At 55.7% G+C, this 13,207-nt stretch carries 14 protein-coding genes; 2 read left to right on the top strand and 12 right to left on the bottom strand.

Annotation, left to right across the window (positions count from 1 at the left end):
• The 5 genes from phaR to KOE80_RS06035 form a co-directional block, all read right to left on the bottom strand.
• Window positions 1–543 carry a polyhydroxyalkanoate synthesis repressor PhaR gene (gene phaR / locus KOE80_RS06055; RefSeq protein ID WP_009457627.1) on the bottom strand — a complete coding sequence of 181 codons (543 nt, stop codon included), beginning with the start codon at window positions 541–543 and terminating at the stop codon, window positions 1–3.
• Window positions 544–602: 59 nt separating this feature from the next.
• Window positions 603–1,340, bottom strand: a complete 738-nt coding sequence (phbB, locus tag KOE80_RS06050) for an acetoacetyl-CoA reductase (protein WP_088450794.1) — start codon at window positions 1,338–1,340, stop codon at window positions 603–605.
• 124 nt (window positions 1,341–1,464) lie between these two features.
• Complete coding sequence (locus KOE80_RS06045; RefSeq protein WP_060185736.1) at window positions 1,465–3,096, bottom strand: PHA/PHB synthase family protein; 1,632 nt, start codon at window positions 3,094–3,096, stop codon at window positions 1,465–1,467.
• 142 nt (window positions 3,097–3,238) lie between these two features.
• Window positions 3,239–4,006 (bottom strand): peptidoglycan editing factor PgeF, encoded by a 768-nt coding sequence (gene pgeF / locus KOE80_RS06040; protein WP_137431260.1) that lies wholly within the window; start codon window positions 4,004–4,006, stop codon window positions 3,239–3,241.
• A complete protein-coding gene (locus KOE80_RS06035) occupies window positions 3,988–4,953 on the bottom strand; it encodes an RluA family pseudouridine synthase (protein WP_226348623.1) in 966 nt (321 codons plus the stop codon). The genes pgeF and KOE80_RS06035 overlap by 19 nt, the downstream gene beginning before the upstream one ends.
• A 116-nt stretch (window positions 4,954–5,069) precedes the next feature.
• Between KOE80_RS06035 and KOE80_RS06030 the strand changes: the two genes are divergently transcribed.
• On the top strand, window positions 5,070–5,846 hold the full coding sequence (locus KOE80_RS06030; protein ID WP_035271413.1) for an outer membrane protein assembly factor BamD: 777 nt from the start codon (window positions 5,070–5,072) through the stop codon (window positions 5,844–5,846).
• Between the two features lie 253 nt (window positions 5,847–6,099).
• Here the strand turns inward: KOE80_RS06030 and KOE80_RS06025 are convergent, their stop codons facing one another.
• The 7 genes from KOE80_RS06025 to KOE80_RS05995 all read right to left on the bottom strand — a co-directional run bounded on the left by KOE80_RS06025 (window position 6,100) and on the right by KOE80_RS05995 (window position 12,460).
• Complete coding sequence (locus KOE80_RS06025; RefSeq protein ID WP_226348622.1) at window positions 6,100–6,780, bottom strand: TetR/AcrR family transcriptional regulator; 681 nt, start codon at window positions 6,778–6,780, stop codon at window positions 6,100–6,102.
• Between the two features lie 51 nt (window positions 6,781–6,831).
• Window positions 6,832–8,127 carry a TRAP transporter large permease gene (locus KOE80_RS06020; protein WP_137431262.1) on the bottom strand — a complete coding sequence of 432 codons (1,296 nt, stop codon included), beginning with the start codon at window positions 8,125–8,127 and terminating at the stop codon, window positions 6,832–6,834.
• A gap of 2 nt (window positions 8,128–8,129) precedes the next feature.
• Entirely contained in the window at window positions 8,130–8,636 is a 507-nt protein-coding gene (locus KOE80_RS06015) for a TRAP transporter small permease (RefSeq protein ID WP_035270795.1), read from the bottom strand.
• A 20-nt stretch (window positions 8,637–8,656) separates the two neighbouring features.
• Window positions 8,657–9,649: a TRAP transporter substrate-binding protein DctP gene (gene dctP / locus KOE80_RS06010; protein ID WP_083053996.1), complete on the bottom strand. Its 993-nt coding sequence runs from the start codon at window positions 9,647–9,649 to the stop codon at window positions 8,657–8,659.
• A 48-nt stretch (window positions 9,650–9,697) separates the two neighbouring features.
• Window positions 9,698–11,023 (bottom strand): NAD(P)/FAD-dependent oxidoreductase, encoded by a 1,326-nt coding sequence (locus KOE80_RS06005; RefSeq protein WP_226348621.1) that lies wholly within the window; start codon window positions 11,021–11,023, stop codon window positions 9,698–9,700.
• Complete coding sequence (locus KOE80_RS06000; RefSeq protein WP_226348620.1) at window positions 11,020–11,385, bottom strand: ethanolamine utilization protein EutQ; 366 nt, start codon at window positions 11,383–11,385, stop codon at window positions 11,020–11,022. The genes KOE80_RS06005 and KOE80_RS06000 overlap by 4 nt, the downstream gene beginning before the upstream one ends.
• A gap of 139 nt (window positions 11,386–11,524) precedes the next feature.
• A complete protein-coding gene (locus KOE80_RS05995) occupies window positions 11,525–12,460 on the bottom strand; it encodes an NmrA/HSCARG family protein (RefSeq protein ID WP_226348619.1) in 936 nt (311 codons plus the stop codon).
• 90 nt (window positions 12,461–12,550) lie between these two features.
• Between KOE80_RS05995 and KOE80_RS05990 the strand changes: the two genes are divergently transcribed.
• A complete protein-coding gene (locus KOE80_RS05990) occupies window positions 12,551–12,964 on the top strand; it encodes a winged helix-turn-helix transcriptional regulator (RefSeq protein ID WP_226348618.1) in 414 nt (137 codons plus the stop codon).
• Window positions 12,965–13,207 lie beyond the last annotated feature (243 nt).

The raw sequence follows: 13,207 nt of genomic DNA, 5'->3' as shown, positions 1-13,207 counted from the left end.
TCAGTCTTTCTTGTCTTTGCCTGGTGGCGCAAAGGGAAAGACCGAGAACATTTGCCGGGTCTGATCCTGCATCTGGTCCTGCATTTGCACAAACAGATTCTTGCTTTGATCGATATAGCTGTTCATGACGGTTTGCATCACAGGCGCCTGTATGCTCATGAACTGCGCCCAGGCTTCGGGGCCGAACTGACCGCCGTAGACGCCTTTGGACTGTTCGGTCATGCGCTCCTGGATTTCCATGAAGGCCTGAATGTTCTTTTCCAGATACGAGCCCATCACCCCCTGCATAGCATTGCCATAAAAGCGGATGATCTGCATCAGCACCGGAGTGGAGAACATGGGGATACCCCCGCTTTCTTCCTCAAGAATGATCTGCAACAGAATACTGCGCGTCAGGTCCTCGCCGCTTTTGGCATCGACGACCGCGAACTCCTCTCCTGACAGGACCAGTTGCTTGACATCGACCATAGTGATGTAAGCGCTGGCCTGCGTGTCGTACAAGCGACGATTGGGGTATTTCTTGATGAGTCGAGGGGATCCCATGCTGGTGCTTACTTCCTAATCAATAAAACAAAAACACGCGCTATGCACTGCAACAAGCCTTAGCTCATGTGCAAGCCACCGTTCAAGGAGAAATCCGCACCCGTGGCAAAGCCGGAATCACCCGAGGCCAGCCAGGCCACCATGGAGCCAATTTCATCCGGTGTACCCAAACGGCCGACTGGAATGGTCGCCACGATTTTCTCCAGAACGTCGGGGCGAATCGCACGCACCATGTCCGTACCAATATAACCGGGGGAAATAGTATTGACCGTCACCCCCTTATTGGCAACCTCCTGGGCAAGAGCCATGGTAAAGCCATGGATCCCGGCTTTAGCCGTGGAGTAGTTGGTCTGGCCAAACTGCCCTTTCTGCCCGTTTACTGAACTGATGTTGATGATGCGGCCCCATTGGCGCTCTACCATGCCATCAATAACTTGTTTGGTCACGTTGAACAGGCTGTTCAGGTTGGTGTCGATTACCGCACGCCAGTCTTCCTGGCTCATTTTACGGAAGGTACCGTCGCGTGTAATCCCGGCATTATTGACCAGCACGTCCACACGACCAAACTCGGCAAAGACCTTTTTAAACGTCTCAACGGTCGAGTCCCAGTCTGCTACGTTGCCCACCGAAGCATGAAATGTGTAGCCCAGCTCGGCCTGCTCGCCCAACCATTTCTGAAAATCACGGTTGGGGCCGCAGCCTGCAATAACGGTAAAACCGTCTTTGGCCAGACGCTGACAAATGACTGTCCCTATCCCTCCCATACCACCAGTTACGTAAGCTACTTTGCTGCTCATATACTTCTCCTGAAAGGGGTGACAAAGCTCGATCCCTGGGCCGGCCCGGGCAATGAAAAAGCCTGGCGTCGGGATAATGGAAGCAGGCAGACCGCCCTGCTCCCGAAACCTGAAAAATTGAAAATTAACTGGCGCGCACTTTCACATAACTGCCGGGCGCATCCTCCAGCACGGGATAACGCGCATGGCCCAGACGACGTTTTGCGCGACGCCGCGTACCCGACAAGGGTGCAAGCCACGCAATCCAATCGGACCACCAGCTACCAGGTACGGACTGAGCCCGCTCCATATACTGCTGGGCATCCAGCGTGGCGACTGGCTCGCCATCTTGCAGCACCCAGTAATTACGGCGCTGCTTGGCAGGCGGATTGATCACGCCTGCGATATGACCCGAGGCCCCCAGCACAAAACGATGCTGAGCCGCAGGCAGTGCCTGCAAGGACGCATAGGCCGACTGCCAGGGCACGATATGGTCTTCTTTGGAGCCATACAGGTACACAGGCAAATCCAGTTGGCTCAGGTCGGCGCGGTGCGCCCCCACGGGGACACCACCTTTTTGAACCAGACGATTTTCCAGATAGGTATTGCGCAAATACCAGGTAAAGAAAGGACCGGGCAAATGGGTGCCGTCGGAGTTCCAGTACAGCAAGTCAAAGGCAGGTGGTTTTTTACCCTGCAAGTAGTTACTGTTCACATAGTTCCAAACCAGCTCGGCGGGGCGCAGGAAAGAAAAGGTACTGGCCAGCTCACGGGCATTGAGCAATCCGCCCTGCCCCAACTGCCATTCCCGAAACGCAACCTGTGCTTCGTCGATAAAGACATTCAGCATGCCCACGTCGGTGAAATCCAACATGGTGGTCAGCAAGGTCATGGAAGCGGCTGGGTCCTGACCTTTATCGCGTGCCAGTGCCAAAGCGCTGGCCAGCAAGGTGCCACCGATACAAAAGCCCAGCGTATTGATTTTTTCCTGGCCCGACAGCTCCTGGCTGACACGAATCGCCTCCAGCACGCCCTGCTCCAGATAATCCTGCCAACTCAGTGCATGGATATGGGCCGCGTCATTCGGCTGGGGATTGCGCCAGGACATCAGGTATACCGTCAGCCCCTGATCCAGAGCGTGGCGTACAAAGGAATTCTCCGGCTGCAGGTCCAGAATGTAGAACTTGTTAATGCAAGGCGGCACGATCAGCAAGGGCACGGCATGGACCATGCTGGTAGTAGGTGCGTATTGAATCAGTTGAAAAATATCGTTCTGGAAAACCACGGCACCGGGGGTGGTACCCACGTTTTGCCCCAGTTGAAACTGGCTTTCATCCGTTTGTGTCAGACGGCCTTTTTGCCAGTCGTCCATAAAATTGGACATCCCTTCCAGCACGGACTGGCCGCCCGTATCCATCATGGTTTGCAGGGCCTGGGGGTTGAGCATCAAATAGTTGCTGGGCGACATGGCCTCGGCCCACTGCATCATGGAAAAGCTCAGGCGCTCACGCTGCGCGGCCTCCAGCTCCATCGAGTCCAGCATCTCGTTCATGGCCTGAACGCTAAGCTGCCAGATATGGGCATTGAACAAGGCGGTGGGATTGCTCTGCCAGGCGGCATCCGCAAACCGGCGATCCTGGGGAGGTGGCAAGGCACCGCGCTGGGCCTGGTCCCACAACTCCTGCCACTGTTGCATATAACGAGCTTGCAGTTCAGCACAGCGGGTGGCATCGATCGGTTTGCCAAAACCTTGAAAAGCTCTGTTGTTACTCGACATCTGCCACCTGTAAACGAATTGCAAATACGCTTAGAGCATGACGTTCGTAACAAAAGCAGTCAATTGGGGTAATTAATTAGGCTGGCACGCCAATAGACGGAATTAAAGATTCCATATCGTATTTAATACGATCAAAAAACCGTTAAAGCAGGTTCAAGCGAGCAATGGTGGCTTGTCGGCCGGTCAAGGGCGAGCGCCGGTAGGAATAAAACAATCCATTCTCTTGAAACGTACACAAGCCACTTAAGTGCACGGTCATTTTTCCAGGGCTTAATTTTTCCAAACGGTGGCGGGCAATACCGGGCAAATCCGCCTGCCATTTTCCAGGACGCTTTCCCTGAATAAAAAAGGCGGCCAATTCCGGCTCATCCTGAACATAGACATCAAAGACCTCCTGCCCGACTTCGAAGTGCTCCTGACTGATTGCCGGACCAATCCAGGCTTGCCAGGATTGCGCCTGGGGACAACGGGCGGCCATCGCCTGCCAGGTACGCTCCAGGACTCCGGCTTGCAGACCACGCCAACCGGCATGGGCCACACCCAAGACCTGAGATTGCTTGTCCCAGATCACCACCGGCAGGCAATCAGCGGTCAGAATAGCCAGGGTACGATCCCGGCGTGTAGTGATGGCAGCATCAAACTCTCTGGGCACGGCAGGCAACACATCCTGATCCGCATCCAGCACGTCTGTGCCGTGCACCTGTGCCAGCCAGACTGGCTCCGAGCCCAGGAAGTCCGCCAGCCGCTGGCGATTTACCTGCACCCGCTCCGGATCGTCACCGGTATTCAGGCCCAGATTCAGGCTGTCACGCTCGTCCTGACTGACGCCCCCAGCCCGAGTCGTACAGAAATAAAGCAGCCCCGCTTGTTCGGGGCCGCTAACACCCGGAATCAGCTTTGAGTGTGCCATTCAATCGCCTCTGCAACAGACTGATAGTCAGACGCTGGCTCCGCCGAGAAGCGACGGCGCTCGCCCGTATCGGGATCATCAAACTCCAGCACATGGGCATGCAGCATTTGGCGCTGCGCCCCCGCGACAACGCGACCACCATATAAGGTATCGGCCAGCAGAGGATGCTTGATTGAGCTCAGGTGGACACGAATCTGGTGGGTACGCCCTGTCTCCAGTCGGCAAGCCACCTCGGTCACCGCTTCCTCGCCTGCATAACCCTGACGCAACATTTGATAATGCGTTACAGCATGCTTGGGAGCGACGGACGGCCCAGTACTCATGCGCACTGGCACGCGCAAATCGCGTCCAATCGGCTCATCGACCGAGCCCTGGCCCGGCAAGACGCCATGGACCAACGCCAGATACTGGCGTCCCATGCTACGCTCTTGCAGTTGTCGGACAAAGTGAGTTTGTGCGACTTCCGTGCGGGCCACGACCAGCAAGCCGGAAGTGTCTTTGTCCAGCCGGTGTACAACACCGGCACGGGGTACCTGACGCAGATTGGGAAAGCGAAACAGCAAACCATTGAGCAAGGTGCCACGCCAGTTACCCGCGCCAGGATGCGTGACCAGACCCACTGGCTTGTTAACCACCAGCCAGGAGTCGCTTTGAGCCACAATCTCGAAGTCCACGTCATCAGGTTCGAAGGCCATGTCTTCTGGGGCCTGTTGCTCCCAGACCAGCACGGTATCACCGGGGTAAACCGTATGCTTGACCTTGACGGCCTGGCCGTTGACGAGAACATGCCCACTCTCGACCCAGGACTGTAGACGGCTGCGCGAATGCTGTGGCAGTAAACGCGCTAAAGTCTTGTCCAGACGATCGGGAGACGCAGTGATGGGAAGGATAAAATGCAGTGCGTCGGAAGAAACAACACTATCTTTTTCAGTATCTGTGTCAGGCATGGCGACAAATCATATAATTGAGCAGCAATGCTAACACCAAGGACGCTTTTGTGACTCGCCTGAACCTGAACTTGCCACGTATTCGTGGTACCAAGCTGGCCCACGTAGCCGCATTAATGCTGGCTGCCACTTTGCTTGCTGGCTGCGGCACTACCAAAAAAGAAGTTGACCCCACCTCGGGTTGGACCGCCGAGCGCCTGTATAAAGACGCCCGTGAAGAAATGTCCGCCGGCAACTGGAAAGACGCGCGTACCCGCCTGGAAGCCGTCGAGTCCCGCTACCCCTTTGGCACGTACGCACAGCAATCGCTGATCGACCAAGCCTATATCAACTGGAAAGACGAAGAGCCTGCCAAAGCCCTGGCCGCTATCGACCGCTTCCAGAAGCAATACCCCAGCCACCCCGGTACCGACTACATGCTGTACCTGAAAGGGCTGATCTCCTTTACACCTCCTAGCGCTGCCCTGTCCAACATTACCCAACAGGACCCCAGCGAGCGTGACCCCAAAGGTCTGCGTGAATCCTACGAAGCCTTTAACGATCTGCTGCAACGCTACCCCAATAGCCGTTACGCACCGGATGCCGCCAAGCGTTTGACCTGGCTGGTCAGCACCATCGCCCAGAACGAAGTACACGTAGCCGAGTACTACTACAAGCGTGGCGCTTACGTGGCTGCTGTGAACCGTGCGCAAACCGTGATTACGGACTTCAAGGGCGTGCCTATTGCTGAACGCGCGCTGTACTTGATGTACCTGTCCTACGACAAGATGGGTCAAACCGAGCTGCGTGACACCACCAAACGCGTGATGGATCAGAACTTCCCGGACTCCACCTACTTCAAGGACGGTCTGGATGCCAAGGTTAACTACTGGAACCCGATTAACTGGTTCTAAACCTTGAAGCAAAGCAGCACAAAACACAGGCTGCTTTTGTGAAGCGACAATAAAACGCCTCACAGAACTTAGTCAAAAAAAGGCCGAATCCCATACAGGATTCGGCCTTTTTAGTTTTCCGGCTTCAAGCTGATATTCCTTACCAGTCTGCTCTGCCCTGCTCATCAAAACAGTAACGACAAGTCAGGTAGATCCTTAGCCTGCAGCCATCTAAACACACCCCGCCCCCACAGGCTCCAGAGCCTCCTGAATATCACCCCACCTTCTTGGCATTGTCCTTTTGCACGCTATACATACGCTCTGCAAAAGCCTTGGCCTTGGCTGGGTCCAGGGGCTGGCCTCCCAGAATCTTCATGGTGTCGTCCAGACACACCATGCGGTCTTCCAGCTCTTCCTGCAGGCCAATCAGGTAATAGCCAATCTGACAAAAGTACGTCGTCCGGGCTCGGGTCTGGGCTTCAATCTCTTCCAGACCCATACGCTGAAAGAAATTGGCCAAGGCATTCATGCAGGCCTTGTCCGCCCGCGCGACGGCCTGACGCACTCGCTCGGAGCGCCTTGCCCAATCCCGCATGGCCATATCCAGGCCCGGCTCAAAACGGGACACATCCAGCCAAGTGGAGAACAGGGACAACATGCCATCTTGCAGATTGTCCACATTCTCCAGCGCCAGCATGGTGGAGCGCATATTCTTTTGTTCCCAGAAACCGACCAGCCCATCCAGCAGATCGTCCCTGTCCTTGAAATGCCAATAAAAACTGCCTCGCGTGACGGCCATGACCTGCGCCAGGCGAGTGATGCGCACCGCCTCCACGCCTTCCTGCATAAACAGGCGAATGGCCGCCTCCAGCCAGTCCGCCCGCGTCAAATGCACATTGGGCTCGGTCAGCGCGCCGGCCTGGGCCACACGTTCAATCAATTCCTTATCGCTCATATCGCCTGCTTGTAGAGTCGCTTTAGTCGCCAAAGTATACCGGCGCTCCTCTTATAACAGGCCCAGCATTCGTGGAAACGCCAAGGAAACAGCGGGCACGAAGGTGGTGATCAATTGAATCGGAATAGCCACAAACACGATCATGGCGATGGCCGGGCCAAAGGAACGATGTACCGTCACCTTGCTGATACGGCAGGACATGTACAGCACAGGTGCCATCGGCGGGCTGTTGGAACCCACAATCACCGCACACGCCACAATCGCGGCAAACTGTATCGGATTGACATCGGCCACGCCCACCAAAGGCAGCAGCAAGGGAGCCACCACCACGGTCAAGGACACATCGTCAATAATCATGCCCACCAGAATCAGGAACACATTGACCATCAAGAGAATGCCGATGGGGCTATCCACCAGACCCGTCACAAAGGCGGTCAAGTCCTGTGGCACACCTTGCGCAACCAAAATACGGCCGATCAGAAAGGAGAACAGCAAGATCAGGATAACGGTGCCCGTAGTCTCTGCCGTACGTACGAAGCTGTCGCGCAGCTTGCTTAGGGTCAGTTCACGATACACAAAACAGCCGATGCCAATCACCAGCACAACCGCCACCGCCGCAGCTTCCGTGGGTGTGAATACGCCCCCGTAAATACCACCCAGAATCAAGGCGGGAATACACAAGGCGGGCACGGCATAAAGCAAGGTCTTGAGGGAAGAACGACGGGATTGCTCATCAGCAGGCTGTGCAGGCAACTCCTTGAACCAGCGTCCAGCCACCACATAGTTGAACAGCGTCAGCCCGACCATCAACAGAATCCCTGGCCCGATCGTGGCTGCAAAACACGCCACTACCGACTGCTGCGTCACCACCGCGAACAGAATCATGGTGATGGACGGCGGAATCAGAATCCCCAGCAAAGAGGAAATCCCCAGCAAGGCCGCCGAGTACTGACGCGGATAACCGCGCTGCTCCATGGGATCGACCAGAATGGTGCCAATGGACGCCACCGCCGCCGAGGCCGTACCCGAAATCGCCCCGAATACCCCGGAAGCCAGCACCATGCTGGCCCCCATGCCACCACGACGATTCTTGACCAGCATTTCGGCAAAACCCACCAAACGGTGCGCAATCCCGCCTGCCTGCATCAAGTATCCCGCCATGATGAACAAAGGCAAAGCCAGCAGAACCAGGGAGTTCAAGGAACGGAAACCTTGCAACATCAAGGTGTTCAAGTTGACGTCATACACCAGCGTCAACATCAGCAGCGTGCCGGCAAAGGACCAGGCCACTGGCACCCCGACACCTAGCAGGAACAGGAGCAAGAGAACAGAAAATCCAGCATGCATAATCAATGGCCTCCATGGCGCAAGGCCATTAAAGACTGATAAACATCGCGCAAGGCATAGATCAGGCTACCGGCGGCGTTCAGACCAATAGCGGCTTGCGGCACCCAGACAGGAATTCCCAGCTCGGCCATCGTGGTCGAGAACCGGGAACCCCACATGAACATGCGCAAGGTCCAATAGGCAAAAGCCACCACAATGATCAGCACCAGCACGGACACGATGAAACGATGGATAGCACGCGCCCGTGGGGTCTTCAAACGATGCGACAGGTAATCCACCACCAGATGCTGACGGGACTGGCTGGCAATCAAGGCCCCCGTCATATACAGCCAGATCGCCGCCACCATCACAATGGTGTGCACACCGGCTGCCGGCCAATTCAGGTAATAACGTGCGGCCACCACATAGGCCAAACCTGCCGCCACCACAACGCTGGACGCAATGGCCAGCCATTCCAGAGCGATCAGGGTCGGCCCTCGCTTGATCAGAAGGTCCTCACTCACATTCATACTCCCTTGTTCCAAGGTGTTCACTTGAGAGCCGAGGCGTTTTTCTCGATATGGGCCATGATGCTGTCGCCCACTTCAGCGTGCATCGCAGGCCAGACCTTGGCACGCACATGGGTGCCCAAAGCAGCCAGTTGATCCTTGTCGAGCTCAAGGTAGGTTTTACCCAGCGCTTTCCACTTCTCCACAATGGCCGCGTCCGCTACCTGGGCCTTGGAAAACTGATCTTGCATGATGGTGATGGCCGAGGTCTGGATCACTTCCTGCTGCTCGGGCGTCAAGGCTTCCCAGGCTTCCAGGTTCATGGACAGCACACCGGTAATGAACTGTTGCTTGCTGCGCACGTAGTAATCCAGCGTGTCGCGGAAATATTCGTAGTCGTAATAAATGACGTTGGCTGCATCGCCATCCACCACGCCGGTCTGAATGGACGTAAACACTTCGCCCCAGTCAATGGCTGCCGTTTGGTAACCCATGGCTTGCACGGACTGCTGCATCATGGAGATTGGGGGGACACGTACCTTGATGTTCCTGGCGTCCTCTACCGTCACCGCATGTTTGCCTTTAGTGGCGACGCCATTGAATCCTTCAGGCCAGGCACCGAAGAACTTCAAGCCGTTCTCTTTGTAGATACCGTCCAGCGTTTCATTCAACCAGCCACCGGGCTGGTACGCGGCCAAGGCTTCTTCCCAGGTGGTGAACATGTAGGGCGTGTAGATCACCGCAATGCGCTTGTCGTAGGAAGTCATGGGCCAGTTCAGCATCAACTGCACATCACCGGCTACATGCTGGTCGAACACCTCTTCCTGACCACCCAACTGGTTTTGATAAAAAACGCGTGGCGACACAGCGCCTTGCGTACCCTCTTTGATCAGCGCAGCCCATTTCTCGATTGCATCACCGCTAGGCGAGCCTTGCGCGCCCGAGTCCGTTGCAATGCGCATGGTCTGTGCGGACACGGAGGCCGCGCTCAGGCTGAACATCACCGTCAGCAAGGTCTTGCTCAAAAGCTTCATAACTCCTCCTGGGTATGTCTTTTAAATTTATTGTTCAAACGTCGGCTATCAGGCTTCCGCCCGGTGCCGCCATAACTCCCAGCCCAAACGGGCCCGGACACCCACATCCAGAAACGGACGTGGCGGCAAGGCATCGGGTTGCCCCAAAGCCTGCATATCGGCAATCAAGGGATTGTCCACACCGCAAGCCAGATCGGCGACCAACATGCCGGAAATCGTGCCCTTGGTCAGACCCACCCCGTTCTGACACACCGCGGAATACACATGCGGTGCCACCTGCCCAAAGCCTGGGGAACCATTACGGGACAGGCAGATAAAGCCCGTCCAAGTGTGTTCCATCTCCACGTTCTTCAGATTCGGGAAACGCTCGTCAAACAGGGTTTTGTGCTCAATGCGCACGCGGCGGCGGCTTTCATCATCACTGCGCAAATTGGGCGCGTAAGTCATGTGCTGGCGGATCAGAATGCGTTGGTCATTGGTGCGACGCATGGTGATGCCCACAAAGGCATTGGCGGGCGTCAAACCCCAGCTGGGCAAACCACCCAATTCGCGCTGCTCGCTTTCTGTCAGGCAACGGGTCAGGCTTGCATGAGCCGCCATCGGCATCAGCTTGCCGCTGTAAAAACCGAACTGCTCCGCAAAAACGTTCACGGCCAGAATCATCTTGCCTGCACGAACCTTGCCACCGGGGGTTTCCAGCGTGACACCGTCGCCTTGCTGCAAGGACAGCACGGGCGTTTTTTCGTAGACGGTAACGTTGGGAGGCATATTGTCGGCCAGACCACGCGACAGACCCGCCGGGTTCAGCAACACCGTACCGGGGGTGTAAATTCCTGTGCGGAAATGCGTGAACCCCAGCTTGTCGTGCAAGGCCTTGCCGTCCAGCCACTCATGCGGTTCCTTCAAGGACTCCAGCACTTGCAGCGTAGGCTTCAAGGTTGTGCGTACGCCTTCCTCCGAAACCGCTGCGTGGAATTTCCCGATGGGGCTCCAGTCGCACTCGATACCGTAACGCTCGACCTGGGTTCTTAAATAAGCAATCGCGGTACGCGCCAGGCGCACATGCGAGCGGGCGGCGTCCAGTTCGCCCATGGAACTGCCGACGTTATGAGGGCTATCAATCGCAAAGCCGGAGTTTCGACCTTGAGCGCCCTCCCCCACCTGATCGGCCTCCAGCACCACGATGCTGTCACCGGGGCGGTTCTCTGCCAGGCGACGGGCAGCCGCCAAACCGGCCAGGCCACCGCCGACAATCACCCAATCCGCCTGCACGTCTTTGGCCAGAGCGGGCTTGGGCGTACGGGGAGCCAGGAGCCGACTCCACCCATTGGTCTTGTCGTTCTCCGGCAGACGCGTAATTTTCTTGATGCTCATGCCGTCGTCCGTGCGCTGGCCCAGTTGCTGGGATGCAGGCAGTAATGGATCAGAGCAGATTCTGCTTCATAGATCAGGGGCGTGCCCGCTGGCAACCACACACAATCACGTGGACCGGCTTCCAGAATGCCCTGCGGCGTATGAATGCGCATGCTGCCCTCGACCACCGTCACGACCTCGTCATACAGCACGGTCCATTCGATGCGGGCCTGATTCAAGCGCGCATACCCCGCCCCCAAAGGCGTCCCATCTTCCTCACCCACGATTTCCGCCAACTGCGCCATCTCCGGTTTTTCCTGTCTGGGCTGAAAGACCAAATCGTCAAAACGTATTACTCGCGGCAAAGTTTTTTCTGTTGTCATGTGGATCACCAAACACAAGTGGTTTTAGAACATACATAGTTGTATGTTGTGATGGTAATGAGCCGAATTTGACGCGTCAATGCGTGGAGAGATGGGGATTACCCTGCGTTCCAGGCGGGAGAGCTTTATATTTAAATAATTAAATTAGCCTTGTAACAGGATCTGAAAGCAGGGTTCTTGGTAGCGCTTTTGGCTGTTTTCTGCACAACGCTTCTTCCAGCTTTTCACGCCCTTCTCCCATCAGCCAAGGACGCAGCGAGACAAGTTCAGGATTGATTTCTCGCATCAGACCGAGGTCCACCTGTTCTGCAAGAGGGCCATCCTCCAGACTTGACGCCATATGCCCCAAATCGGCGTTGGCAGCTAATACTTCATCAGGGAATCGGGCATAAGTGATAGAGCGACCTGCGGCTTCAGAAAAGGCGGCCTCCAGCTCCTGGCCGGTCACACGATCACTGGCGATCTTCAAGGTCATCCCGGCAAAACGTGCCCTGTCCGCAAACAGGGCGGCAACGATTTTCCCTATGTCTTGCACCGCAGTGAGTTGGATCGAATGATCACGGTGTATCAGAGAAACCAACCGCCCTTCCTCCAGGCCAAAGCCCGGCCGCACAAGCATCTCCATGAAGATCATGGGACGGATGATGGTTGCAGTCAGCGGCAGTTCGCGAATATGTGCCTCAATAAGAGGCTTGGCATCAAAGCGCGCAACACCTGTCAGTTTGTCCCCAGCGCTAGCCCCCGAGGAATAGATGAAATGCTCGACGCCATTTTTTGCCGCCAGATCAGCAAGACGTGTGCCATAACAAACCTCCTCTTCTGCTGATAGGTTCGCAGGCATCACGCTAAATACGCCATACACATCCTTCATGGCCGACGCGATAAGATTGGCATCGTCCAATGACCCTTGCATGAGTTCAGCGCCTGCTTCCCGCAGAGCGATTGAAGCCGGTTTGGATGGAGATTGCACAAAAGCGCAGACAGGCCAGTGAGCCTCCAGAAGTGCTTTGGTCACCGATCCACCTTGCCGGCCTGTGGCTCCGAAAACCAGAATGGGACGATGTACTTTATTCATGATTCAGCTCGAAAAAAAAGAGAATGTCGTATTCTTTCCTCGATATCTGAATTGCGGAAGACGGCACTTTTTTGAACCTCAGGCACAAAAATGAAACCCATAGATCCAGCAGAGTCGGATTCTCGCAAAGAGAAACCCGACAGCAACTCATCCTTCCAGCCAATTCCCTTGAATGGAGTCTGCACACGCCTCGGTGACAAATGGACCGTGCAGGTCATCTGGCGCCTTGCCATCGCGGGTGATCGTAGACTGCGATTTTCCGAAATCAAGCGTGAGGTGGAAGGAATCACACAGCGCATGCTGACGCTGACACTCAGAAACCTGGAACGAGATGGCTTGATAGAACGCCATTACTTTCCCGAGGTGCCCCCACGTGTGGAATACGAACTGACGGAGATGGGGAAAAACATGCTCGATGCGCTGAAAGGCATCAATGTGTGGGTCAGAGAGAACCTTCCGCGTATACAGAAATCACGTCAAACGTACGATGCCAAAAAGCCTTGATGTAGAACGGAGAACGACGCGAAATTGAAGTCCAAGCTTATGATGCTGCGACTTTATACAATGTCGTGCCCCGTGCCTGGTACTGTGCAGCACCTAGCTCAAAACTCCACCGTGGCAAGCAATGGCTGAAACCTGTCCTAAGTTGTTGGCCCGTAAGACCCACTACTCCGCTTCCCGACGTCACAAGAACATGAAAACAGACATTTTCCAATGTCCAAGAATGCCCCTTTCATAAAACATACT

The organism is Alcaligenes sp. 13f (genome assembly GCF_020496585.1).
GTDB lineage: Bacteria > Pseudomonadota > Gammaproteobacteria > Burkholderiales > Burkholderiaceae_B > Alcaligenes > Alcaligenes phenolicus.
The sequence above is the reverse complement of the archived record's forward strand: the minus strand, read 5'-3'. Positions and strand labels throughout refer to the sequence as shown.

Bases quoted from the DNA above. Each gene is read 5' to 3' on its own strand.
- phbB (WP_088450794.1), bottom strand. From the start codon at position 1,340: ATGAGCAGCAAAGTAGCTTACGTAACTGGTGGTATGGGAGGGATAGGG.
- KOE80_RS06020 (WP_137431262.1), bottom strand. From the start codon at position 8,127: ATGCATGCTGGATTTTCTGTTCTCTTGCTCCTGTTCCTGCTAGGTGTC.
- KOE80_RS06030 (WP_035271413.1), top strand. From the start codon at position 5,070: ATGCTGGCTGCCACTTTGCTTGCTGGCTGCGGCACTACCAAAAAAGAA.
- KOE80_RS05995 (WP_226348619.1), bottom strand. From the start codon at position 12,460: ATGAATAAAGTACATCGTCCCATTCTGGTTTTCGGAGCCACAGGCCGG.
- phaR (WP_009457627.1), bottom strand. From the start codon at position 543: ATGGGATCCCCTCGACTCATCAAGAAATACCCCAATCGTCGCTTGTAC.
- KOE80_RS06045 (WP_060185736.1), bottom strand. From the start codon at position 3,096: ATGTCGAGTAACAACAGAGCTTTTCAAGGTTTTGGCAAACCGATCGAT.
- KOE80_RS06015 (WP_035270795.1), bottom strand. From the start codon at position 8,636: ATGAATGTGAGTGAGGACCTTCTGATCAAGCGAGGGCCGACCCTGATC.
- KOE80_RS05990 (WP_226348618.1), top strand. From the start codon at position 12,551: ATGAAACCCATAGATCCAGCAGAGTCGGATTCTCGCAAAGAGAAACCC.
- KOE80_RS06025 (WP_226348622.1), bottom strand. From the start codon at position 6,780: ATGAGCGATAAGGAATTGATTGAACGTGTGGCCCAGGCCGGCGCGCTG.
- KOE80_RS06035 (WP_226348623.1), bottom strand. From the start codon at position 4,953: ATGCCTGACACAGATACTGAAAAAGATAGTGTTGTTTCTTCCGACGCA.
- KOE80_RS06005 (WP_226348621.1), bottom strand. From the start codon at position 11,023: ATGAGCATCAAGAAAATTACGCGTCTGCCGGAGAACGACAAGACCAAT.
- pgeF (WP_137431260.1), bottom strand. From the start codon at position 4,006: ATGGCACACTCAAAGCTGATTCCGGGTGTTAGCGGCCCCGAACAAGCG.
- KOE80_RS06000 (WP_226348620.1), bottom strand. From the start codon at position 11,385: ATGACAACAGAAAAAACTTTGCCGCGAGTAATACGTTTTGACGATTTG.
- dctP (WP_083053996.1), bottom strand. From the start codon at position 9,649: ATGAAGCTTTTGAGCAAGACCTTGCTGACGGTGATGTTCAGCCTGAGC.